This window comes from Lactococcus allomyrinae (assembly GCF_003627095.1).
Classification (GTDB): domain Bacteria; phylum Bacillota; class Bacilli; order Lactobacillales; family Streptococcaceae; genus Lactococcus; species Lactococcus allomyrinae.
This window is the reverse complement of the sequence record NZ_CP032627.1, coordinates 2,370,628-2,395,105: the sequence shown is the minus strand read 5'-3', so window position 1 is coordinate 2,395,105 and position 24,478 is coordinate 2,370,628. Positions and strand designations below refer to the sequence as shown.

Below are 24,478 nucleotides of genomic sequence, written 5' to 3'. Positions count from 1 at the left end.
CATGAAAAAATTTGATGTAATCGTTGTTGGCGCTGGCCCATCAGGTATGATGGCAGCAATCTCTGCAGCACAAAAAGGTTGTAAAGTTGCGCTCATTGACAAAAATAAAAAAGTCGGAAAAAAACTGCTGATGACGGGCGGTGGACGTTGTAATGTCACTAACTCACGCTCAGTTGAAGAAATTTTGTCCAATGTTCCAGGGAACGGGCGTTTTCTCTATTCCGCCTTTTCTCAATTTTCTAATCAAAACATCATTGAATTCTTCGAAAATACTGGCGTAAAATTAAAAGAAGAAGACCATGGGCGAATGTTCCCTACAACCGACAAATCAAAAACCATTGTAGATGCCCTGTTTAACAAAATTCTTAGTTTGCATATCAGTTATTTCCCCAACCAAACGGTGACCCAGCTTTTGCTCGACAATGCTGCTGTTACTGGTGTTTCTACTATCTCTGATGATTTTTTTGCACCAAATATTATCTTATCAACAGGTGGGCGGGCTTATCCTTCCACGGGTTCAACTGGAGATGGCTATCGTTTAGCCAAATCTGCTAGACATAGCATTTCTCATCTTTATGCCACAGAATCTGCATTAATTTCTAATGAAACATTTATTTTAGATAAGGCACTTCAAGGGATTTCTTTACGAGAAGTTTCACTTTCAGTCCTCAACGCCAAAGGAAAGACTGTTGTAAGCCATCAACATGACTTGCTTTTCACTCATTTTGGTTTAAGTGGTCCCGCAGCTTTACGTTGTTCAAGCTTTATTAATCAACTTTTAGCTAAAGAGGAGCCTTTTGTTACTGTAAAATTGGATCAATTTCCAAATAAAAGTACCAGCCAGCTAAAGCACGAGCTATCGCTACTTACAACATCTGATAAATCTATAAAAAATGCGTTATCAGCATTGACACAAGAACGTATGCTAATTTTCATTCTCCAAAAAGCCGAAATATCCTCCGAACTACCTGTCAGAATACTGACAGAAAAGCAAATCGAAAAACTTGTTGACCTTTTCAAAAATTTATCGATTAAGATTGCTCAAACTTTTCCCATCGAAAAATCCTTTGTCACTGGTGGTGGTGTTCGTCTTAAAGAAATCAATCCGAAAACGATGGAAAGTAAACTCACAGCAGGCTTATTCCTAACAGGAGAACTCCTTGATATCAATGGTTATACTGGTGGCTATAACATCACCTGCGCCTTCGTCACTGGCTGGGTTGCGGGCTTTCATAGTGCAGAAAATATAGATTAGCGAAAATTGCATTCGTGCAAACTCTTTTGTGAACGAGGTATACTTTTATAAAATGTATGAATCCCACATACAGCTGGCACTTGCACAATATGCGAGGAAATGGTACTATATTAAGGTACTGTTTTGCGGTGGTGGCGGAATTGGCAGACGCGCAGGATTAAGGATCCTGTCGAGAAAATTCTTGGTGCGGGTTCAAGTCCCGCCCACCGCACTAAGATAAAAAAGCACTTGGAATTATCCAAGTGCTTTTTAGTAGCTAATCACCTGTCCAATATGTTGTCCCTTTAAGATTTTTCTCATTTTTTAATGAAATTGCTACTATATTGTTTATTAAATCCTTCTAATACATTTGTTGCTTCTTTGATTGCACTATTCTCATCATTCTTATTGTTATTTCATTCATCATTGAACACTTTACGCTCATTTTATTTTCTAATTTTTTGATAATAACTTTTACATAAAAGTTATCTATAAGTGATAAAAGAACTAAACTTTTTTATTCTGTCTTTTTCTTTTTTATATACTCTCTGAAACGCTCTTTAATCGTCTGCATTTGTGAGTTATCCTCACTTTGAAACTCTCCTCCCACTTTAGCGATTTGTGCTTTATAATCGTAAAATTTTTCAAACTTATCATAGACAGCTTTAGTTTTATATTTGCCAACTTGACGCTCAGCTTTTACGACAAATCCAAGATAAGCCTCACGATGTGCTGCAAATTCTTCATCAATTTGTCTAAGTTTTAGCGCCTCTGTCATGATTCGATATTGCTTTAATGTCAAACGATTGATCTGTGACCAATCCGTCATCCCAAAAAATCGAAAGCAGTTTTTCGCGACTGCTTCGTAAAAATCTTCTAGTTTGTCGATTTGTTTTGAGCCTTGGCTACCACTTGCTGTACTTGATTCATTACCTTCTTGGTAGCATTCGCTGTCCCTAAACCCCCTAATACCTGTTCAAAAAGTTGCTCTGTATCTGCTTCATTATCAATAAATTTGTCTAAATCCTTTACTGATAATCTTGGACTACAAGCACGATTGGCAACCTCTAAGACATCTACTAATGCTGTCAAGTCACCATCAAGGAGTAAGCTAAGATAATATTTCAGACCGATTTGCTGCTTGATAGCAGAACCTGCTTCAATTGGTGCTTCGATTTTTTTGTTGATATCACGTAAAAATGCCATACCAAAATTAAATTCATACATTTTATTATTGATTTCGAGTTCCATTTTTTTCTCCTTTGTGAGTGATAAAAAATAATTCTTCCTCTGTATTTTCCTGTTCTAGATACAGAGGAAGTTTTTATATTAAGCTGGATTTGTTACTGTGGTATCTTGGAAGATATAGTCTACAATAGCTTGGTTTTCAGCTGATAGGGTTGCCTCCCCTGATTTTCCAGCACCATTGACTGCAAATTTTGTATCAACTTCAGCAATATCTTCAGCATTTGTCTTGAGCGTGAATTCTGTCATGATTGCTTGGAAATACTCTGCTTCATATTTTTCACCGTCTGCTGTTGGTTCATCAAGATTAATCTCCCAAATTTCAACAGTTTCTCCTGAACGGACAGCATCTTTAAATTTTTGAATCAAGGGACTGTGAGTCGCAAGAAGAGAAGTGGCTGTAATTTCTTCTGAAACTGGTTTTGTTTTAACAAGATTTCCATCTTTCGTAGCAGTAATGTCACTATCGGCTGAGATAGTGTGTTCATTTTCTGTTTGAAAAGCTAATGCAGAAGCGCCTACTGTCAACCGATCTGAATAAAGACGATAAAGATAAACGACGCGCTTTCCCTCAATTTGTACCGGTGTTGTTGTATCTGCCATGTGTTATTTCTCCTATTTGTATTTTTTATAGTATTCATCGTCTGAGTCGTGCGCACTGTCACTCTGACTATTTAATAAGTTAAAATTATTCTTTTGCAACGTTTTTTATTAATAAATTATTCTAATTAGTAGATAGCAGGTAGACTTCACCCTTGATTTGTTAAATATCGTTGTTTTCTAAATTATTTTAACTTATGAATTCATATTACTCTTTTTAATAGTTATTGTCAAGAGAAAAATACTCTTTTTGATAAAAATAATTATATTTTTTATCTTAAATCATAGAAAAAACGCTGTAATATCGAAGTATCAGCGTTATTTTTATTAATTAGAATAATTTAGGAGTTGTCGAAAAACTGAGTCTGCCATATCATAAAGGCTTGGTTTGATATGAAAAAGAGTGAGAAAACCATGAATGTCAACATAATCAGGTTTGTCGTCAAAACTTTCAAGATATTGCTCTGCTCTAGATTTTACCATATATCGGTCAGCCTGATTTTCTTCTCCGACATGAATCATGTCAGGCTGGCAGTCATAACGGTAATGCCCGCTTATCAAGTGTCCCAACTCATGTAAAATAATATTTTCACGTTCAATTTCCGCTAACATTCCATTGACAAAAATAATCTTATCATCTGGAAAATATATCCCATCGGTTTGGCTTTCGGGGTTGGTTGGATAAAAGAGGATGACTTCTACGCCTAACTCTTTAATAAGTGCGTTATACTCCATCGCGTTCCCCACTTATTTCTGAGGTTTATTATTAAGATAGGTGTGTAAAAGTTCTTTAAACATCTTTCTGTCACTATCATCAAGGGGCTTGCCACCAAACATAACTGCATGATCAATTTTTGTTTCTAAATCCTCATCAGTGACTGACTCTCTTCCTAAAAGATAATCTGTCGTTGTATTAAAGTAATCTGCAATCTTTTCAAGATTATCTGCATTTGGCTTTTTGTTTTTTAATGAATAGAGATAGTTTTCTCCTAAACCAAGCTCAATCGCAACTGTACGTAAACTGATTCTTTTTTGCTCTGCTAGGAGTTTTATTCTTTCAAATAGGGTCATGATTTCTCCTTATCATCTTTTTATCTAATCCTATCACAAAGAATAACATTAGTCAATATTCTTAGTTGTTTGCTTTTTATTTAATATTTTTCATAGTGTTCAAATAGATATTCTAAATCTTCAATATTTTTCAAGAGCTGTTGACCGATATTGGTGTCTTTTACTCTTTTTCGTTTGGCAACTTGTTCAACTAATCGCTTTACGCTCATGATGTCACTCCCTTGCTCTACAGCGGCCTTTATTGTTGAAAAGGGTTGATGGGCGACAAGCTGGATACCATAACTGTTATAAAGCAAAGTGTAGCCAGCAATTCCTGTTTCTTTTTGATAGGGTTTTGAAAATCCACCATCAATGACAATTAGTTTTCCTCCTGCTTTAATCGGATTCTCACCATTTTTTTCTTTAATCGGAGTATGCCCATTGATAAGGTGTCCTTCTTGATGGAGGTCAAAATTTTCTAAGATTCTTGAGATAATCTCTGGATTTTCACGAAGTTGATAATAGGGATTTTTCTTCTCAATGTGTGTTGTTTTATCTGCGATATAATAGCGTTCAAAGGTTGTCATTGCTACTTTTCCAAAAAGAGATGAGCATTCTCCTATCCATAAATACCACATCAAGTCTGTGGATAAGTCTTCTGATTCTTCTGGGTGGGCAAGACAATTTCTTACGTGTTTATCAAAGAAATCCAACAAAGATTGTCCTGAGTAGGATTGTTGTTCAACTCGAAAAGATTTAAAATCCCCATTTTCATGGAGAGGCAAACAGCCATGAATGAGTAAGTTGCCATTATAACGTAGGTACATTGAACCTTTTTCTTGAAGAAAATCAACATGACGTTTGAGCTTGTCTGAGGATTGAAAATTTTTCAACAAGTGATTTAAAATTGATTTTTCTTCTTCTGTCAGTACTGACGGATTTTCTAGGTTGATTGTCGGGGCTTGAAAATCTATCAAATTGTATTTTTTACCATTTATTTGAATACTTTTTTGTTCAAAATTGATGAAATGAAGCACATTACGATGGTCAAGATTGAAGTCAGGTCTGCGGGCAATCAGTTGACTTTCGAGTTTGAACTGTAAGATTGCTGTGGCTTGTTGTAGTTTATTAAGTAAATCATTTTCTTCATGAGAGAGTCGCACACCGTCTGTGAGTCGTGGATGGAAGGCCTCACTTGGTTGGTAATAATAATCAGCATACTCTAGCAAACTTCTCAAACTTATGCCATAGCGCTCTTCAAGAATGTCCAGATTGCCATAGCGCGCGCAAATCCGAATCACATTCATCATCGCAAGAGGAGAGCCTGCAAAAGCTGCCATCCAGACAATATCATGATTTCCCCATTGAACATCTACTGATGGCATTTTCATCAGTCTGTCAATGATTTTATCAGGGTAAGGGCCTCTGTCATAAATATCTCCTACGACGTGAAGATGGTCAACTGTTAATCTGCGAATTGTATCTGCTAAAGCAACAATCAAGTTTGGCAACTCACCTAAATCCTGTAGCTTTTGAACAATAGAATCAAAATATTCTTGTTTATCTGTCGTTGAGTCGACTTCGCTCACAAGTTCTTCTAAAATATACCGAAATTTTTCTGGTAATGCTTTACGAACTTTAGAACGCGTATATTTCCTTCCTACAAATTTTGCTGTTTTTAGTAAGTAGAGAAGATTTTGCTGACAATATTCTGCAAAGGATGCCTTTGAATGCTTTGCTTGTTCACAGTCAAGTTTTTCTTGTGGATAATAAATCAGGGTTGCAAGTTCAGAGATTTGTTTGGAAGTGAATGTTGGGAAACTTTCTCTTAATTTTTCCTTGATACTTCCTGAACCATTACGCAAAACATGATTAAATGCATCGTATTCGCCATGTAAATCACTAACAAAATGCTCTGTTGCTTTTGGTAATTCGCAAATTGCATTCAAATTAATGATTTCTGTCAGCACCGCTTCTTTTGAGGAAAATTGTTGTTTCAATAGTTTATAATATTTTTCATCCATAACAAAGCAAGATATTGCTCATTTCTCCTATTCTTATACTTGTTTATCTTTAATTTTATAGAAAAATTAGAGATAGACTATTTCAGACTCATTTTTAAGACTATCTTTGCATTTTATCACATCTAAAACATATAGTAAAGCGGTTACAATGTTGATTTTACAATAAAAATTGGTACATACAATATTTATTTGTGGACAAATTTTTTAAAGATTAAGCTCAATTCCTGTCAAAATGAGTTTTCTACTCATTTTTTGGGAGAAATTAAAATAGATATCCTCTAAATTCAAGAGAAACTATTCTATCAGTAAATAAAAACCTGTCAGTATGCTGACAAGTTTTCTTTATCGTGATATAAATCGTAAAAGATTATTTTTTTATATTAATAAACAGAACTTTCAAATAATTTCCCTCTGGAAACTCCTTTGCAACATGGAAATCAGAAGGAAGTTTTTCTTCCTGAAAAATCGTGAAACTCACGCCCTTATTTTTTAGCGCCTGCTCTACCATTTGACGAAATTTCTTGTCTGTTACATTAGCAGCGTTGGTTGAGGCAATGAGTAGCCCATTTGTCGCCAAAATCTCCACAGATGATGCCACCAATTCGCCATAGTTTTTGGCAACCGAAAAAGTTTTCTTCCCATTCCTTGCAAAGCTAGGTGGGTCGAGGACGATAACATCATAAGAAAGCTGTTTTTTCTTCGCGTAGTTGAAATAGCCAAACACGTCCATCACATAGATTTTCTGCGTTTCCGGCTCAATTCCATTGACTAAAAATTGCTCACGGGTCTTTTCAAGCGAACGCTTCGCCAAATCCACAGAAGTCGTCTGGGCACTCCCTCCAAAAGCCGCCGCTACGGAAAACGCACCAGTATAACTAAACATATTGAGTAGAGTTTTACCTGCGGCCAAACCATTTACAAGTTCGGCCCGAACATTTTTCTGGTCAAGGAAAATCCCTGTCATCAGCCCTTCATTGAGATAAGTCGCATACATTACCCCATTTTCTTTGACAAGCAGAGGCTCTGACGCTTCTTTCCCACTAACAAAGCTACTTTCTTTACTGACAGAATTTTTGTCAGTACTGACAAATCTTATTTTTTCATAAATTCCTATTATCTCAGGGAAAACAACTTTAAAAGCAGATAAAATTGCTTTTTTTTGGGCAAAAATGAAGGCATTGTACCAAGAAAAAACAGCGTAACCCGCATAAAAATCAACAGTCACACCACCAATGCCATCTCCCTCACCATTGAACAAACGAAAAGCAGTCGTCAACTCGTCTTGAAAAAATGTTGCTCTTAAACTACGTGCTGCTACAAATTTTTCTACATAGAAATGATGATCAATCTTGATATTATCGGCGGTTAAAAGCCACCCTACACCCTTATTTTGCTTTGATAAATATCCTGTTCCAAGAAAATGTTGTTGCCCATCAAAAAATTGCACAAAACGATCTTCTTCTATATCAAGCGTCAAATCCTCTTTTACAAGCAATGGATAACCCGCTCGTAACTTCTTTACCGCTTGCTTTGTTACTGTAATTTTTTCCATGATTTCATTATATCAAGATATGAGCAACACCGTCAAGAAGCGGAGAGAAATAGAAAAATGTGGTTCTGCTCGTAGAGCAGGTTCCATTTTATCTTTTCTCAGAGTTTCTGGTGTTGCGAACTCAATTATATCAAGATATGAGTACGATTAGCACGAAATGATAAAAAATGACTTGACTCTTTGCACTAAAAACATAAGCCAACAGACAGCGGAGCACCATAGGCATGGAAAAAGAAAAATAAATACACTTTTCCCACGTTCTAAGCAAGCAGGCTCAACTACAAAATGTGCCTTCCACTCAAAAACAGGTTCTAACCTATATGCAACAAGGATAACCAAACAAAAAAACTCTGTCAGTACTGACAGAGTCTCAAATCTTATTTATCAGTCAATGCTGCAAGCCCTGGGAGTGTTTTACCTTCAAGAAGCTCCATTGAAGCACCGCCGCCTGTTGAAATCCATGAGAATTTATCTGCACGACCGAGGTTGATAGCGGCTGCTGCTGAGTCACCACCACCAATGATTGATTTTACACCTGGTTGAGCAATGATAGCATCCATTACGCCGATTGTACCTGCTTGGAAGTCAGGATTTTCAAAGACACCCATAGGACCATTCCAAACGACTGTTTTAGCACCTTCAAGTTCTTTAGCAAATTTTGCTACTGATTTAGGTCCAGCGTCAAGTCCAAGGAAACCTGCATCAACAGCTTCACCCTCTGTATCTTTAACAACTGTGTAACCTGCAAATGCATCAGCTTCTTTTGAGTCAACTGGCAAAATCAATTTACCTTGCGCTTTTTCAAGCAATTCTTTTGCAAGATCAAGCTTGTCTTCTTCAACAAGTGAATTACCGATTTCGATACCTTGTGCTTTGAAGAATGTGTAAGCCATACCACCACCAATGATGACTTTGTCAGCTTTACCAAGCAAGTTTTCAATAACACCAATCTTATCAGAAACTTTTGAACCACCAAGGATGGCTACGAATGGACGAACTGGATTTTCAACTGCTTCTTGGATATAAGCAATTTCGTTTTCAAGAAGGAATCCTGCAACAGCTTTTTCGACATTTGCTGAGATACCAACGTTTGAAGCGTGCGCACGGTGAGCTGTACCAAATGCGTCATTGACGAAGATACCATCACCGAGTGAAGCCCAGTATTTACCAAGTTCAGGATCATTTTTAGATTCTTTTTTACCGTCAACATCTTCAAAACGAGTGTTTTCAACGAGCAGGATTTCACCGTCTTTAAGTTCAGCGATTGCTGCTTCAAGTTCGGCGCCACGTGTTACACCTGGGAATACAACTTCTTGTCCCAATTTTTCAGAAAGAGCTTTTGCTACTGGAGCAAGTGATTTACCAGCTTTATCAGCTTCTTCTTTTACACGTCCGAGGTGAGAGAAGAGGATTGCACGTCCACCTGCCTCAAGGATATACTTGATTGTTGGAAGGGCAGCTGTAATACGGTTATCATTAGTAATTACGCCATCTTTAAGTGGAACATTGAAGTCCACACGTACAAGAACTTTTTTACCTTTAAGTTCAACGTCTTTAACAGTCAATTTTGCCATTTTGGAAAACTCTCCTTCAAGATGTGAGTCCAACCGCCCAGAAGTCATAAAAACACCATTAGGCTTACAACTTCAGCGAATGTCGAACTCGATTCTTTTGATTATTTTTAATAAGCTAATTATATCACAAAATTTTTGATTTTGTTTTTGAAAATTTTATGGTAACGTTTTAATTTTATTTTTGTCAGTATACTGACAGAATGGTCAATCTGACCATTCTTTTATCCACCGATTTGTCACTCATTATTCAATCGTGACAAACTGACAGAATGGTCAATCTGACCATTCTTTTATCCGCTGATTTGTCAGAGAATATAACGCTCAATACCAACTGCAACTCCATCTTCCTCATTGCTTTTTGTAATAAATTTGCCAACTTTCTTAATTTCCTCTGATGCATTTCCCATGACAATAGGCATACCCACCTCTTTTAGCATTGCTAAGTCATTATAATTATCACCAAAGGCTGCTAATTCATGATTTCTCAAGTGTTCATCATCTGCAATTTTCTTGATGGCGAAAGATTTTTGAGCAAAAATTGAGGTAATCTCAAGATAAGATTCCCATGTTTTTTGGACAATAACATCCTGTTTTTCTAAATACTTCATACTTTTTTGAATCTCCATCAAACGTTGAGTGTCAGGAATAATCAGAAGAATTTTAAAAATTTTAAGAGGTTCTACTAGTAATACCTCAAAATCTATCAATACTGGTTTTTGAGGTGTATACTGCATTTCCTGCTCAATATCTTTATCGCGGCGCTCAATATACCAGTTCTCCAAAGTGTAAATGCTAAGATTGATTTCAGGATATTGTATTTTGAGCTTTTGAATCAACTGTTTAGCGGTGGAAAATTCTAATGGATATTGCGCCAAAATCTGCTCACGATTAAAAATCAAACCGCCATTAAAAGCAATTTGTGGTGTATATAAGCTCAACTCTTCAATCATAGCCGCCATCGCTTGTGGCGTACGCGCAGAAACTAATGTAAACGGAATACCACAACTTTTCACAACGGCTTGAGTCCGCACAGAAATTTTCCCACTATCATCCAGCAATGTACCATCTAAATCAGAAAATATATGTTTAATCTTAGACATAGCCTCTTCCATTCTATAGCCCTATTATAGCAAGATACTGGTAAAATATACTGACAGAAACAAAAAGTTACTGACAGACATTGTCAGTAACTTTTATTTACCAAAATTAGTATTTTTTACGTTTACGAGCTGCTTCTGATTTGCGTTTGCGTTTTACAGAAGGTTTTTCGTAGTGTTCACGTTTGCGGAGTTCTTGAAGAGTTCCAGCTTTTGTTACAGAACGTTTGAAACGACGGAGTGCATCGTCAAGCGATTCGTTTTTACGTACAACAGTTTTTGACATTTAATTTCACCCCATTTCTAAGCAGAAGATTTCGTGGTCTTTCACACGACACTTCCATTCTATCAAAAAGAGGGAGAGTTTGTCAAATACTTTAAGGTTCATAATTTAAACTGAGTTTAGAATGCTTGAAATCAGTGAAAATAGAGAAATTCCAGAACCATGCTGTTGCGCGAAACTGCAATTTCCTAATTTTCATGATTTCAAATCGAGCTCTTCTCACATCTTAGCTAATCTGCGGTGATGATGCTTATTTTTAAAATATTCCATCTAAAAATCCAACCAGTAGATGTCGTGTTTGATCATAGCCTAAGTCATAATGTAGACAATGGTAGCCCCCTGCTACCTCATGATACTTCATATTCTTATCTGCACGTTCTGCAAATGTCCGAATCGCTCTGATGCTAACAATTTTATCCTGCTCTGCTCCTAAGAGCAAGGTCGGAATTTTTATTTTATTCGCATTCTCTAAAGCATACTCACCATGCTCACGAACTTCACTAAAAAGTCTCATGGAGATTGTATCGTGATAAATGCCATCCGTCAAAATTTCACTCAAACGAGCTTTATCTCTCATAATCGCCTGAACATTTAAACCTGATTTGATACGCAAGTTTTTATTTAAATTTCCTAAGAATTTTGCTAAAGCAATCGTAGCTTTTTTTGGATTTTTATCAAGACTGAGCCAAGGGCTCTCTAAAACTAATGCTTGGTAGGACTTGCTTCCACGTTTTAAAATATAATTGCTTGAGATATTTCCACCCATTGAAAAACCAAAGAGCACGACAGGAACTTGCGGAAATTTCTGACCAATCCACTCGCGCACAATTTCAATATCATTCAAAAAATTTTCATAGGAACCATGAACTCCTCTGCGGTGGGCTTCTTTCCCAAAACCGCGTTGGTCATGCACCACAAATGCATAGCCTTTTGCAATTAGAAATCCTGCTAAATCAGCAAAGTGTTCTAAGCCTTCCCCAAAACCATGCACAAACTGAATCACTCCTTTTGGTTTTGTATCTGGCGCAAAGCAAGTCATTCTAATCTTATGTCTATCCGCAGTATCGAGGTACAAAATTTCCATATTCTATCACCAATTCCTTGTAAAAAATAACAACACAAGTGCCATCGCCGCGCAACTTCATGGCACTGAAACAACACCATAATATGTATTCAAACGATTATCACTCACTGTGCATCCGTTTTATCTAGCTAGACAATTGCGCAACCTATCAGATTTTGAAGTGAATCTAGTATAACTTGCCAATGCTTCAAAAACTTGCTTTACGTTCTTTTATAAGTTCTATTTGCTCCAGTCAATAGGCACCTGACCTGTTTGTATCAAAAATTCATTAGCTTTACTAAACGGTTTTGAACCGAAAAAGCCACGACTAGCTGACAAAGGAGAGGGATGCGGTGCCTCTAAAATCAAATGTTTATCCGCATCAATCAATTGTGCTTTTTTACGCGCAAAGCCACCCCAAAGAATAAATACTTTTGGTCTGTCATCATCTGATGCAATTTTTATCAGCTCATCAGTCAATGGTTCCCAGATTTTTCCTGCATGAGCATTAGAAGAAAACGCTGGTACTGTTAACACTGCATTTAACAAAAGCACCCCTTGCTCTGCCCAAGCAGTCAAGTCGCTGTCAGTTTTGGCAAAACCTTCGTCAGCAAGTTCTTTCTGAATATTAACAATGGAATCTGGACGGTTCACCTTAAAAGTTGCAGGATAGGAAAAAGCAAGTCCTTGTGCTTTGCCAGGCTGCGGATAAGGATCTTGCCCAACGATAATCACTTTTGTATCACGCAACTCTGTCAACTCAATCGCTCTAAAAATCTGAGACTCTTCCGGATAAATCTTACCATTTGAGTAAACTTCGTTAATGAAATGAATCATATTAGGGAAATATTCTTGCGGCAGTCTGCTGCGTAGGGGTTGTGACCAGTCTGTTTTCTTCATACAAAATATGAGCTTCACACAAGTTTTAATGCTTGCAAATTATGGCTCAAGTCCTTTCTATACATAACACTTCTGTGTAAATTGTCTTATCTTTAAAGTTTGCGCAAGCGCAAGGTACGCACTTCGTACATCGTTCTGTGAGTACTCTACGTTCGTTTCACACCACAACAGCAAGGCGAAATGGTTCACTACACTAACAAGAGCAACAGGCAGTATATCTACGATTCAACTACTAAATCCGCTAGCCTAGATTCAGAGGTGAGCTAGTGTAAGTTATTAACTTAGTCTGTTTTTTCCAAATATAAGCGTAATACCGTTTTTAATTTTTCAGCTGCTGTTTTTCGAAAATCACTGAGGTAGATTTCGCGATGATGAAAATTTTTATGAACAGGTCGATATCCTGCATGAGCAGCGAAGTTTACCATTTCTTCAAAAGTTTCTGTTTCAGTGTCAAATGATCCAATATGTATCGCCTGAACACACTTTCCATCAGTTATTTCTTCAAATCTGACTTCCGAAAAGTTCATTTTCTTTTTGTCAGTACTGACAGACTTCGCCCATTCAACTGTATCTCTTGTAACAAAATCGGGCATTCGAAGCATGATTTTCCAAATAAAATTTGATTTATCAAGCACACCATTTTCTGGTGCTTCTTTACTTGTCCACAATCCTTCAAGAGGAGGAACCACAAAAGGCTGAAAGTCAGCAATTTCCACATCTTGCCGCTTATAACTCATCGAAATCGCATAAGCCACAGGATAAAGCTTCTGAATTGCTTCCTGAAATTCCACATCTGCTGGTGCTCCTGCACCCGAAATCGTAATGAAGCTCATCTGTGGAACATCAATGATTTCAATATGTTTAGGGTAATAATATTTTTATCCAATTTTTTAAAATCAATTTTCGAAAGTGTTCTCATACTTTTCATTATAACATAGATTTTCTTTCAAAATTTTGATGACAGCGCTTCGTCAGTTTCATTTGCTTACAAATCACTTTGTCAGTAATAAAAAAACTGTCAGTATACTGACAGCAAGAATAATTTTTTAATCCATATTAGCAACATTATGATAGACGCGTTGAACATCATCATCATCTTCAAGGGCATCAATAAGACCCGCAAAAATTTCAAGGTCCGCTGGTGAAAGTTCAACTTCTGACTGAGCAATCAATTCAAGTTCAGTTGTTGAAAATTCAGTGATACCAGCTTCTTTTAAGGCTTCAATCCCTTTGTGAAGGTCCGTTGGTTCAGTATAAACCACGATTGTTCCTTCTTCTTCAGTCACATCGCGCACATCCACCTCAGCATCAAGCAAGATTTCAAAGATGCTGTCTGCATCATTTCCAGCGAATACGATAACCCCCGTGTTATCAAACATATAGCTAACAGAACCTGCAGCACCAATGTTCCCACCATTTTTATGGAAAGTGGTACGAACATTAGCAATCGTACGATTGACATTTGAAGTTAGCGTTTCAGCGATAACCATTGAGCCGTTTGGTCCAAATCCTTCATAACGTCCTTGAACGAAAGTTTCATCGCCCCCACCTTTTGCTTTATCAATCGCTTTATCAATGACGTGTTTTGGAACTTGCGCCTGTTTTGCCCGTTCAATAACGAATTTTAATGATGAATTTGATTCTGGATCTGGTTCACCTTGTTTTGCAGCGGCATAGATTTCAACACCGAATTTTGCATATACTTTAGAAGTTGCACCGTCTTTAGCGGTTTTTTTAGCAACAATATTTGCCCATTTACGTCCCATTGGAAATTTCTCCTTAGAATTTTTTATAATTAATGGCAAGCCATACTTGCTTGTCTTGATTTTTTCTCTAATATTATATCATAAAAGCAATATTATTGTATAGCTCTCCAGCACCTCCCACTTAATAGAATCTCACTAATTAAGGTGCAGGATTAGCTTTAGGAATAATCTTTATCTCCAAAGCCTCCATCCGAAGTCCTTTTCCTACTGTTCCAGCGGTTGCCCCATTAGATACCCACGCTTGCCAACCGATACTTTGAACATGAGCACGGTAATAAACATTGAAATAGTTTGAGAGTCCACCTGTAAGTTTTATCTCTATGGCTTCATCTCTCAGTCCCTGTCCTGTCGTTCCAGAAATACTATTGTCAGATACCCATGCTTGCCAACCAATTTTTTGAGATTGACTCCGATAGGTTATTCCACCTGTTACTCCTGAAGCAATATTTTGAAGTTCTACCTTCAAGGCTTCCATCCTAAGTGACTTCCCTGTTGTTCCTGATAAAGCACCATTCACAACGGGGGCTTGCCAGCCGATATTTTGAACATGAGTACTATAACTTACTGTTGGAAGAGTCAAATAAGGGAAAGTGACAGAACCGTTAGACGGTGCGGCGCTTCCTTTGGCAACGAGTTGGACTTGCACCGCTTCTATGCGGTAAGCCATTCCAGAAGTCCCTGCAGTCTGCCAATTCTTGGTCCAACCGAGCCAGCCGATATTTTGGACGTAGGCGCGGTAATAAACGTCGTATTGACTAGCGATAGATCCAGTGAGCTGCATTCTAAATGCTTCCATGCGCTTGGCTTGTCCTACTGTTCCAGCGATTGCTCCATCTGTGGCGGTCGTGCTTTGCCAGCCTATTCCTTGAACATAGGCTTGATATTGAATATTACCTGAGAGGTTGGAGGGAAGATTAAGAAGAGAGGCTTTAAGCGCTTCAACCCTAAGCGCAAGACCAGTTGTTCCATTGGTTTGACCATTGTAAGTGGGAGAGACCCAGCCATAATTTTGCACTTGAGTTTGATATGAGATGCTTGGGGATTGTAATGGCATCACCTCCGTATTCGCTCCCAAATACAAATTCGCACTCTCTGTGCTACTCAAGTTCGTCCAACTTCCGCTATATTTAGACCACGAATTTCCTGTTGTCATGACAGGATATATCCCCGTTGAACCATCGCTTTTACGCTGTACTGGCACATTAAGCGCTTTACAAGCTGAAGGTAAACTAAGAATCTGGATAGCAACTGTATAGGAGCTGTTGCTTGGGAGTACGATGGCATTGCTTAATGGAATCGTCTGATAGCCTGCATCTGTAAAGGTATAAGTTCCTAATTGTGTATAAGTACCAGAATTAGCCGTGCCTGTTTTGTAGAGTAGTTCAACACTCACACCAGCTTGATCTATATAAGCTGAGATAGAATTCAGTTGTTCTACTTGATTGGTACTAACAGTTTGACTCGTATAAGTGTTTGCAAAAATAGTGTTAACAATATTTGAACTTCCTGAGAGTGGATAATAATAACCCGATGCTTCGGGCGAAATATTGGTTGCACTGTATGTTTTTTCTCCAGATTGCGTTGTCACAACTTCGTCCGCATAGATTTCAGAACCTGCAACATAGACATCGGCATAAGACAGATAAAAATATCCTCCAATCCCAAAACTAGTTCCCCATGTGTTTTTCACTACAAAAGCACCATTCATTCCTGGATTTTGAGTAAAATTGTTAGCAGAATAATTGTCATCATAACCAACAATCTGTAGTTCATGGTCTTGATTGAGGTATTCTTGATTATCATAAGTTGTGACCAATGCACCTCCTGCTGTAGCCGCTGAATAAGGGACATAAGAAGCATTCGTCTGTGAATTGTAATAAGGAGCAACAAGTGAAATGCCTGCTTCAAGACCAAACTGTACTGCGCCATATTGATAAACCAGTTGTTTGATTTGATTGACGCGATTCATTATTGCACTCGAACTTGCCGGCAATTGATTTGGCGCAAAGCCTGTCAGTTTGTAGCTATCACTGACATGGACGTTTGCTTTGGTTAGGTTGTTAAAAGCCGTTTGATTCATTGGTGTGTCAAGTGCAGTGGTTACAGGCTGAGGTTGAGGCAAACTTGTAGCAGTTACTGGGTCGTAGCCTTGTACGCTCATCACTGGAACATAGTCTAAGGTATTTCCATCCGTTGAAAGCTGCCGTGGCACAAGCTGACCTGTTGTATTGTAGAGCATGATGGATAAAGGATTTATCGTATTATTCGTAAAAGCATTATAAGCAGATAAATAATCATAATAAACAGGAGATAAGCTAGGTGCTGTTCCCAGTTGTGAAAGACTGCTTGTGGCAATGGTGTCTGTTCCTGTGAAGCTCCAGCAGATATTCTGGATTCCTTGATTCAAAACAGGAGTTACTTTTTGATAATTTGTGGATGATGGATTCAGAGGATTCCACAGTGCTGGCAAAGCGCCACTACTCACAATGGGGCTTGAGCTGGATGTTGTTGTTTCTGGAAGATTATCTGTCGTTCCAGAAGACCCTAAAGAATCTTGAGTTGCCGTGGATTGCAGTTGATTGGAAGGAAGCGCGTGGGGCAGCAAGGTTTGAAGCAAACCTCCTGTTTGACCGTCTTTTCCAACTTTTCGTATGGATGGTTTGATTTGTGCAGCTTTTTGGGGTGCTCCGTTCATCTGCGACAATACAGGTTCGGAGTAAACAAGAGAACCCAACAAGCAACAAATGATTAATGAAATAATCCACTTTTTATTTTTCATCACTCTCCCTTAGCTTTATTATTGATTTTTTGTTACTTCCAAAATATACTATTTTTGATAAAATAGCAATTGTTATGCAAACGTTTGCGCCATTTATAATAAAAACTTCAAAGCGTTTGCTCTGAAGTTTTCAGGGAAGGATTATCGGTTTACGTCCATAATTTTGCTCTTGAAGTTCTGAATTTCCTAAGCGGTAAATTTCATCCGACTTTTGTGTAACGGTGTCCCACGGTTGCTGACCAATCTTTGTCAGCACTCTATCTTTTGCTTGCGCCAATATTTTCTGACCTTGCTTTGTAAATCCTAAGACATGGATTCGTTCAGGTCCAGCAAAATCTCTTGGAATATCCAGTAAAATATAAGTGAATAAACGCCTAATTCTAGCTTTTGTATAACGTTTTGTAGAGGTAAGTTCGACTAATTCCTCAAAGCTTTGAGCTTGTTTTGCAGCTAACTTGATTCGGATTTCTAACTCCTGATTCATCTGATGAATATCTGTCAGTACTGACGAAATAATTTTGTATTTCAAAAGCGGAAAGTAAACTGACCAACTTGTTTTAGGGTGCTCATACAAGCCGGTCAGTACTGATGGAAATCCGTTGTCTACTGACAGACCTGTCAGCAAGCCCTTTCTGATGGCTGTCGCACTTACAAAAGATGCTGAAAGTGACAACGAATGAAATTCTCCTAAACGACGAACTGGCTGAAGTACAATCTGACACCTAGCACAAGCTTTAGCATAAGCAAGCGCTAAAACATGATTAGGTGTATTGCCATCAAACTTTACATTAGAAAATTTTTCCCACATCATCTGCGTTTTTTCTGGATAAGAGAGGTGCTGGGGTAAATTTTCCAAAAATTTTTGCATTTCTACTGATTTTTCAGCATAAATTTTGGAAATTAGGTTATAATCCGTATCTGATTCGCTACCAAATAAAAGTGTGTCAATTCCTAAATTTGCCAAAATTTTGACACTCCCTGCAGCAAAAAAATCAGCTGCTTGAACAGATACCGTTGTCGGCAACTCCACTACCAAATCTGCACCGCAGCGCAGCGCCATTTCTGCACGTGTCCATTTATCAAAAATCGCAGGCTCTCCACGCTGAACCCAATTTCCAGACATAGCAACGATTTTTATTCCGGAAGCTTGTTCTAGTAGATATTGATGTCCATTATGAAAAGGATTAAACTCTGCAATGATACCTGTTATTTTAGTCATTTTTTACACACAAAAAACCAGCGTCTACTATCCTCTACTGGTGCCTTATCTTCAAAATCTGCACAAACCATTACTTCAGAAAATCCAGCTGTAGCAAGACGTGATAGATAATCTTCTATGGGATATGTTCGTTCTTCATGCACCTCATCACGCCTGATAAACTTCCCAGCTTTATCCTGAATGAAAAAACTAAGTTCATGCACAATTGAATGTGGCACCTCTCCTTCAAAAGAGTCCCAAAGAAATGCAAAGTCTTCTGCATTTTCATGATAAGAATAACCTGGAAAAACTTCATCAACTTGATAAGTTGAATGCACATCAAAGATGAATGTCCCACCGTCACAAAGAAGGTCATAAACACCGTCAAAAGTCTGTTGTATCTCATCTAAATCCACCAAATAACAGAGCGAATCTGAATAACATGTCACCGCATCAAATTTTGCTGAACTTGAAAGTTTTCGCATATCTCCCGCCGTAAAACTAATTTTTACACCCGCATCATGTGCCTTATTACTCGCAAGAGTCAGCATTTCCTTTGAAATGTCAAGGCCCGTAACAGCATAGCCTTGCTTTGCCAAACGGACGGACAAAGCTCCTGAACCGCAGGCTAATTCAAAAATGGACTGTGTTTGTTTCGGAAGATGGCGCAATGTAAAAGCCAACCATTGGTCGTACAACTCTTGGTCCATCACTTGGTCGTAGACTTTAGAAAAATCTTCATAAAAACTCATTTTTATCTCACCATTCCTTCTGTCAGTACTGACAAATACAAAAAATATTACTGACAAAGCGGTCAGTAAGACTTTTTCACAGATTGAATCTATTCTATCGCTAACCCATTGTAAAAAGATACAATGATTTACGGTGCTTCGCACCATAACCCACCAATTTCAGAATGACTAATAAAATGAGCAAGCTGATTTTAAGCTCATTCTAATATTAAATCCAGCTTTTTTTGCCTAGTCCTACCGAATTTGTGAATGCAAGGCTGTCTCGGAACACGTCTATTCTGAAATATAAGCAGATACATCTACTAATGGTGCATCAGACCAGAGTTTTTCAAGATTAAAATGACTACGTTCATCATGTCCAAAAACGCTAACAACAATATCTCCAAGGTCAATCAATACCCAACCTGTGCGTGCATCGCCTTCGATATGCCCTGCTGCTTGTACGCCAGCAAGTTCTGCTTGGTCTGCGATATTATCAGCAATTGCATCTAATTGACGGGCATTCATCGCTTCCATAATCACAAAATAATCAGCAATCCCCGACACTTCTGCAACATCCAATGCAATAATATCCAATGCCTTTTTGTCATCGGCAGCTTTCACTACAACTTCAAGTAATTTTTTTGAATCCAAATTTAATTTCTCTCTCATTTTCTATTTCTAATATTATTTTACTTAAAAAAATAAATTATAAAACAATATAACCACAACTCCCCCTCATTATCAATAATTTGGGACGAACTCGTATAGGCTTTGAAAAGCGGAGCTCATCTCTACTTTTCAAAACCTAGACCACTTATTTTAACATAAAACTTGCTAGATAAACAAACCCGTTCATCTACACAATAAATATCTACTGACAGCTCGTAAGTTTCACTCTGTCAGTATACTGACGGACTTCTCAGCTAAGCTGATAAGTCCCTCCATTCGCTGATTCAATGCTCACGGTAATCGCATTGAACTGACAGAATTACAAAAACTTCAAAAAGCGCTTTTGCGAATGATTTGAGTGATAACCTTGTTTCTCATAAAAACGGTGTGCTTCATAACGTTGCTCGCCAGAATTTAAGCGAATGACAGAAATTCCACGCGCCTTCGCACGTCGCTCTAACTCTGTCAGCAATTGACCACCGATAGATTTTCCTTGACAAGCGGTATCCACAACCAGCCCCAAAACATTTAACATAATATCCGCAGAGTAAACCGCCTCATAAGTTTCCGCCTCAATGAAACCGATAACAGTGTCATCCAGCTCATAAACCCAAAATTCGTGCCTTTCATCCAGCAAGAGCCGTGAAAGATTTTGCTTAATCACTGATTGACTGACAGGATAACCAAGGACTGCTGACAACCGTGTAATATCCACTACATCCTTCATTTCAGCTTTCCGAATCATTTTATGACCTCCAAATTTTTCGTCAGCATACTGACAGACTCATTTTTCATCTTAAATAACTAATAAAAGCATTGTAAGCCTCAAAAGTCTCAGGATAAATCGTCAATCTCCGCTCTGCCAGATAGCTAACGAGTCGCATCGTTTCAAAGGCTACCGCCTTGTTCAGATCATCCCAAGCCACACACCTGGCCTCGACCACACCTGGAAAATCACGTCCCTCTTCAATATAATCCGCCACATAAAGCACTTTGGCAAGCTCAGACATCTCTTGACTCCCCACCGTGTGAATCTCAATCGCCCGCAAAATTTCATCATCCTGCAAGCCAAAGTCTTCACGCATTTTCCAAATACCGACTTTGCCGTGCCAGATATTATTGTCCCAGTTTTTGAGTTCTTCATCAAGATGATATTTGTCAATCAAAGCAAGAAAAGTTGCGTCATATTCTTCTTTACAATAATCATGCAAAAGAGCTGCTAAACTTGCTTTATGAGGATTTACACCATATTTCTCTGCCAATTTTATTGCTGCTTTCTCCACACCTAAAATATGCTTAAAACGCGATGCTTTCACATTTTCAGAAATCCGTTCCAAGAGCGCAGACCTTGAAAGCCCTACTTCCTCATAAAAATCAAACATACAAGCCTTCTTTCAAAATATAATTCAACACTTTTGGTGCCAACAAAAAATGAGGAATAATCCCACGGTGAAGTTGCTCACGAATCAAATTTCCAGAAACATCCATCGCAGGCACATCCACCCACAAAATCGGATAGGAAGTTCCCGCTCGGTATCTCGGACGTCTAACCCCAACAAATTGCACCATGTCAATCAATTCATCAATGTGCGGCCAAGCAGAAAGTCCAGAAATCATATCACCGCCAACAATGAAGTAGAAATCACATTCAGGATTTTCTTCACGCAAATCGAGTACCGTACGGTAAATATCGTCTCCATTTTTAGCACGCAAACGGCAAGCATCTACCTCAAGTCCCTCTCTTCCATCAATCGCAGCAGTGAGCATACTAGCAACGTGACCGTCAGTATTATGCTCAGGCAAGAAAACGACTTTTTCCAGATGAAGTTGCTGACGCACCTGATCAGCAATTACCATATGCGCAATATGCACAGGATTAAAATTACCCCAAAAAAGCCCGATTGCTCGCCGTTTCTCACCTTCTTCAGTTTTTAATTTTACCTTTGTGAAAGGTGTTAGGAGTTCTATTGCCATTTTGTTTCCTTATTACGTTGCTCATGTCGTGCTGACAGGCTGCCAAATGGACAGCATAGCGAAGCGCAGTAGGCTTCTCGTAAGTGAGCGTTGCTAGCTTGCTGACTTACAGCGAACTTAGTTGTCCCATGTCAGTACACTTTTTGCGTGTCATTTCACAATATTTTTTACATCTGTTGAAATTTTGCGGTTTTCTTTACGATCTGAGACCTTGAAAACGACAATGTTTCGCCCAATAATCTGCACAACATCAAGTCCCATGTCTTCAATACTGCTTGCCACATCTGCTGCCACTTCATCCGAGTTCTGCAAAATATTGACCTTAATCAACTCACGCGCGTCGCAAGCGTTGCGAATGCTGGTCAAAATCTCATTGGTCAGCCCAGCTTTGCCGATTTGTACAATCGGGCGAATATTGACCGCAAGACTGCGGAGATAGCGTTTCTGTTTTCCGTTTAATTCCATTTTTTTCTTTCTTTTCTAACTTAATTAATACTGCTCTAATTTCCAAAGCAAGTTGGGTGAAATCAATCCTTTGACAAGGTAACCTGTCTCTCCTTCTTCAAGTTCTTGCACCAGCGCAACCTTGCGCAGTTCGGGGAGTTGATAGGCTTTTTCATAAGGTAAATTTAACTCAAAATGATGGAAAAGCTCGTGCAATTTTTCTAAAATCGCCGTTTTCAGCCATTGGCTGCCGTCTAGAGACTTGATGGAGAGCTGAATTGCGGGACTCAGTGTTGGCAGAAAATCGCTCGGTGCAATATCCATTTTGTTATAAACATTAAGTACGGGAATCCCCATCAGTTTCAATTCTTTCATGATTTTCAAGACCGTCTGCTCATGAATTTCATGGTGAGGATTACTCGCATCAATCACATGAATGAGCAAATCAACGTTGGCGCTCTCCTCCAGTGTTGATTTGAACGCTTTAATCAGCTCTGTCGGTAAATTTTGAATAAATCCAACAGTATCAGTCAAGCTGACAGTAAAATCTTCGTGAAGCTTGACCATTTTCGTTGTAGCATCAAGCGTAGCAAAGAGTTCATCTTGCTCATATTGAGTTTTTTGCGCTCCGACTAGGGCATTCATGATACTTGATTTTCCTGCATTGGTGTAGCCAATCAAGCCAATCCTGAAAATTCCGCTCTGATTGCGTTTTTTACGAATATTTTCTCGCGTTTGTTCGACTTTTTTAAGTTGTTTGTCAATGTCCTCAATCCGCGTGCGAATGTGCCTGCGATCCATCTCCAGCTTAGATTCACCTGGTCCTTTTGAGCCAATTCCGCCGCCTTGACGCGACAGCATAATCCCTTGCCCCACAAGTCTTGGGAGCAAATAACTCAACTGCGCCTGCTCAACTTGCAGCATCCCCTCATGACTGCGCGCGCGCATGGCAAAAATGTCCAAAATCAGCTGCATTCGGTCAATCACCTTGACACCAAGCGCAGCCTCCAGATTGACATTTTGTCGTGGTGTCAGTCGCTCATTGAAAATTACCGTGTCAATCGCGCCAACCTCAATCGCCCAGCGCATCTGCTCCAGCTTGCCAGAGCCAATCATCGTGCGCCCGTCAGGCTTCTCACGTTTCTGCGTAAATTGGTCAATCACCAAACCGCCTGCAGTTTTTGTCAAATCTGACAGCTCTGCCATCGAGCTTTCAAAACTGTCCGTGTTGCTTTGCAGCTCAACTCCTGCCAGTAAGATGCGTTCTTGTTTTTCTTCGTTTTCTATCAAATTCTAAGTTGTTCTTTCATTATTTATATCTGTTCAAATACATCGTGATAAATTTGGACACTTTTACTCGTGAGTCACAATTCTTTTCACTTCTGTCAGCACTGACAGCTTCGCACTTTTTCCGCTCGCTTGTCCACTCTCGCTAAGCGACTGAAGTCGCAAGTCGAGTCGCAGCTTTGGTAATTCATCAGCGAAAAATAAAGGATAGGCCTTGTGCCCTCTATAAGTGCTGATAGAAATCCATGTGAGGTGTTCCGGAAATCCATCATTTGTTATATCGGGTTTAAAATCACCATGCTCTTGTGGTTTCATCAGAAAATAAAAAGCCAATTCGTGCGCATTTTTCTCCGTTCGTTGTTCAGTCTCAGAAAATGTAACGAAATTTTCATGAATGAACATCAATCTGTCAATCTCAAAATACACACCCGTTTCCTCGAAAACTTCTCTGACACAAGCCTCTTCAGCAGTTTCACCAATTTTCACCGCACCACCGATACTGTAAAAGTAATCATCGCGATCATTGCTTACCATCAGCACCGTGTCATTTTCAATAATAATGCCACAAGCACGATAGCGAAAATATTCGTTTCCACTTGTCAGCGCAATATCTTTGCCCATTTTATCTCTTTCTATCCTGGCAAAACTTCCGTCAGCGTACTGACAGCCTGTCAGCGCACGATTGATGTGAAAAACTGTCCCGCCCATTCTTTCAGCTTGACTTTTGTGACAATCCCTTCCTTGACAAATGGGTCTCTGGCGACAAACTCTTCAGCCAGCTCCATGTTGGGAAATAGTCCCATAGCGCCATCTTTAAGCGGATCAGCAAAAGTGCCGATGCCCATAATTTTTTGCTCATCGACGAACTGATCTACCCAAGCCTTGTGGCGCGGAAACACGGACATAATTTGCTCACGTGTTACATTTTCGCCGATTGTGTAAAGTAAAATTGTAATCATTGTTTTCCTTTCAAAAATACTGTCAGGCGCTGACAGCCCTGACCAG

The 24,478-nt window shown here is 38.8% G+C and carries 26 protein-coding genes and 1 tRNA gene; 2 read left to right on the top strand and 25 right to left on the bottom strand.

The window, feature by feature from the left end:
* The first annotated feature begins 1 nt into the window (after position 1).
* Both D7I46_RS11395 and D7I46_RS11390 read left to right on the top strand, forming a co-directional pair.
* Positions 2 to 1,255 (top strand): BaiN/RdsA family NAD(P)/FAD-dependent oxidoreductase, encoded by a 1,254-nt coding sequence (locus tag D7I46_RS11395; RefSeq protein ID WP_120772977.1) that lies wholly within the window; start codon positions 2 to 4, stop codon positions 1,253 to 1,255.
* 125 nt (positions 1,256 to 1,380) lie between these two features.
* A tRNA-Leu gene (locus D7I46_RS11390) sits at positions 1,381 to 1,466 on the top strand.
* Positions 1,467 to 1,751: 285 nt separating this feature from the next.
* Here D7I46_RS11390 and D7I46_RS11385 read toward each other — a convergent pair.
* From D7I46_RS11385 to D7I46_RS11265, 25 genes are all read right to left on the bottom strand, one after another.
* On the bottom strand, positions 1,752 to 2,063 hold the full coding sequence (locus tag D7I46_RS11385) for a hypothetical protein (protein WP_120772976.1): 312 nt from the start codon (positions 2,061 to 2,063) through the stop codon (positions 1,752 to 1,754).
* A gap of 47 nt (positions 2,064 to 2,110) precedes the next feature.
* Positions 2,111 to 2,485 carry a tail assembly chaperone gene (locus D7I46_RS11380; protein ID WP_120772975.1) on the bottom strand — a complete coding sequence of 125 codons (375 nt, stop codon included), beginning with the start codon at positions 2,483 to 2,485 and terminating at the stop codon, positions 2,111 to 2,113.
* Between the two features lie 78 nt (positions 2,486 to 2,563).
* Positions 2,564 to 3,082 carry a phage major tail protein, TP901-1 family gene (locus D7I46_RS11375; protein ID WP_120772974.1) on the bottom strand — a complete coding sequence of 173 codons (519 nt, stop codon included), beginning with the start codon at positions 3,080 to 3,082 and terminating at the stop codon, positions 2,564 to 2,566.
* A 324-nt stretch (positions 3,083 to 3,406) separates the two neighbouring features.
* On the bottom strand, positions 3,407 to 3,814 hold the full coding sequence (locus D7I46_RS11370; RefSeq protein ID WP_120772973.1) for an ImmA/IrrE family metallo-endopeptidase: 408 nt from the start codon (positions 3,812 to 3,814) through the stop codon (positions 3,407 to 3,409).
* 12 nt (positions 3,815 to 3,826) lie between these two features.
* Positions 3,827 to 4,150, bottom strand: a complete 324-nt coding sequence (locus tag D7I46_RS11365) for a helix-turn-helix domain-containing protein (RefSeq protein WP_120772972.1) — start codon at positions 4,148 to 4,150, stop codon at positions 3,827 to 3,829.
* Positions 4,151 to 4,230: 80 nt separating this feature from the next.
* Positions 4,231 to 6,153: a fructose-1,6-bisphosphatase gene (locus D7I46_RS11360; RefSeq protein WP_120772971.1), complete on the bottom strand. Its 1,923-nt coding sequence runs from the start codon at positions 6,151 to 6,153 to the stop codon at positions 4,231 to 4,233.
* 367 nt (positions 6,154 to 6,520) lie between these two features.
* Complete coding sequence (locus D7I46_RS11355) at positions 6,521 to 7,705, bottom strand: class I SAM-dependent rRNA methyltransferase (protein ID WP_120772970.1); 1,185 nt, start codon at positions 7,703 to 7,705, stop codon at positions 6,521 to 6,523.
* Between the two features lie 377 nt (positions 7,706 to 8,082).
* Positions 8,083 to 9,279, bottom strand: coding sequence for a phosphoglycerate kinase (locus D7I46_RS11350; protein WP_120772969.1), 1,197 nt, complete (start codon positions 9,277 to 9,279; stop codon positions 8,083 to 8,085).
* 305 nt (positions 9,280 to 9,584) lie between these two features.
* Complete coding sequence (locus D7I46_RS11345; RefSeq protein WP_120772968.1) at positions 9,585 to 10,379, bottom strand: HAD family hydrolase; 795 nt, start codon at positions 10,377 to 10,379, stop codon at positions 9,585 to 9,587.
* Positions 10,380 to 10,485: 106 nt separating this feature from the next.
* Complete coding sequence (rpsU, locus tag D7I46_RS11340) at positions 10,486 to 10,662, bottom strand: 30S ribosomal protein S21 (RefSeq protein WP_075525234.1); 177 nt, start codon at positions 10,660 to 10,662, stop codon at positions 10,486 to 10,488.
* Positions 10,663 to 10,915: 253 nt separating this feature from the next.
* Complete coding sequence (locus tag D7I46_RS11335) at positions 10,916 to 11,743, bottom strand: alpha/beta fold hydrolase (RefSeq protein ID WP_120772967.1); 828 nt, start codon at positions 11,741 to 11,743, stop codon at positions 10,916 to 10,918.
* A gap of 219 nt (positions 11,744 to 11,962) precedes the next feature.
* Positions 11,963 to 12,622: a uracil-DNA glycosylase gene (locus D7I46_RS11330; protein ID WP_120772966.1), complete on the bottom strand. Its 660-nt coding sequence runs from the start codon at positions 12,620 to 12,622 to the stop codon at positions 11,963 to 11,965.
* 281 nt (positions 12,623 to 12,903) lie between these two features.
* Positions 12,904 to 13,455 (bottom strand): GyrI-like domain-containing protein, encoded by a 552-nt coding sequence (locus tag D7I46_RS11325; RefSeq protein WP_240424436.1) that lies wholly within the window; start codon positions 13,453 to 13,455, stop codon positions 12,904 to 12,906.
* Between the two features lie 213 nt (positions 13,456 to 13,668).
* Positions 13,669 to 14,388 carry a YebC/PmpR family DNA-binding transcriptional regulator gene (locus D7I46_RS11320; RefSeq protein WP_120772965.1) on the bottom strand — a complete coding sequence of 240 codons (720 nt, stop codon included), beginning with the start codon at positions 14,386 to 14,388 and terminating at the stop codon, positions 13,669 to 13,671.
* Positions 14,389 to 14,527: 139 nt separating this feature from the next.
* The gene (locus tag D7I46_RS11315; protein ID WP_120772964.1) at positions 14,528 to 17,167 is read right to left on the bottom strand and encodes a lectin like domain-containing protein; all 2,640 of its coding nucleotides are present in this window, start codon (positions 17,165 to 17,167) and stop codon (positions 14,528 to 14,530) included.
* 130 nt (positions 17,168 to 17,297) lie between these two features.
* The gene (locus tag D7I46_RS11310) at positions 17,298 to 18,386 is read right to left on the bottom strand and encodes a nucleotidyltransferase (protein ID WP_120772963.1); all 1,089 of its coding nucleotides are present in this window, start codon (positions 18,384 to 18,386) and stop codon (positions 17,298 to 17,300) included.
* Positions 18,383 to 19,117, bottom strand: a complete 735-nt coding sequence (locus tag D7I46_RS11305) for a class I SAM-dependent DNA methyltransferase (protein ID WP_120772962.1) — start codon at positions 19,115 to 19,117, stop codon at positions 18,383 to 18,385. Before D7I46_RS11305 ends, D7I46_RS11310 begins: the two co-directional genes overlap by 4 nt.
* A 273-nt stretch (positions 19,118 to 19,390) precedes the next feature.
* Entirely contained in the window at positions 19,391 to 19,750 is a 360-nt protein-coding gene (gene rsfS, locus D7I46_RS11300; RefSeq protein WP_120773366.1) for a ribosome silencing factor, read from the bottom strand.
* Between the two features lie 337 nt (positions 19,751 to 20,087).
* Positions 20,088 to 20,513, bottom strand: coding sequence for a GNAT family N-acetyltransferase (locus tag D7I46_RS11295; RefSeq protein WP_120772961.1), 426 nt, complete (start codon positions 20,511 to 20,513; stop codon positions 20,088 to 20,090).
* A 46-nt stretch (positions 20,514 to 20,559) separates the two neighbouring features.
* A complete protein-coding gene (gene yqeK / locus D7I46_RS11290; RefSeq protein WP_120772960.1) occupies positions 20,560 to 21,150 on the bottom strand; it encodes a bis(5'-nucleosyl)-tetraphosphatase (symmetrical) YqeK in 591 nt (196 codons plus the stop codon).
* Positions 21,143 to 21,742, bottom strand: a complete 600-nt coding sequence (locus D7I46_RS11285; protein WP_120772959.1) for a nicotinate-nicotinamide nucleotide adenylyltransferase — start codon at positions 21,740 to 21,742, stop codon at positions 21,143 to 21,145. The genes yqeK and D7I46_RS11285 overlap by 8 nt, the downstream gene beginning before the upstream one ends.
* Positions 21,743 to 21,892: 150 nt before the next feature.
* Entirely contained in the window at positions 21,893 to 22,207 is a 315-nt protein-coding gene (locus D7I46_RS11280) for a YhbY family RNA-binding protein (protein WP_120772958.1), read from the bottom strand.
* A 24-nt stretch (positions 22,208 to 22,231) separates the two neighbouring features.
* The gene (hflX, locus tag D7I46_RS11275) at positions 22,232 to 23,476 is read right to left on the bottom strand and encodes a GTPase HflX (RefSeq protein ID WP_120772957.1); all 1,245 of its coding nucleotides are present in this window, start codon (positions 23,474 to 23,476) and stop codon (positions 22,232 to 22,234) included.
* A 63-nt stretch (positions 23,477 to 23,539) separates the two neighbouring features.
* Positions 23,540 to 24,181: an NUDIX hydrolase gene (locus D7I46_RS11270; RefSeq protein ID WP_240424434.1), complete on the bottom strand. Its 642-nt coding sequence runs from the start codon at positions 24,179 to 24,181 to the stop codon at positions 23,540 to 23,542.
* The gene (locus D7I46_RS11265) at positions 24,145 to 24,432 is read right to left on the bottom strand and encodes a YciI family protein (protein ID WP_162930896.1); all 288 of its coding nucleotides are present in this window, start codon (positions 24,430 to 24,432) and stop codon (positions 24,145 to 24,147) included. The genes D7I46_RS11270 and D7I46_RS11265 overlap by 37 nt, the downstream gene beginning before the upstream one ends.
* Positions 24,433 to 24,478: the final 46 nt, after the last annotated feature.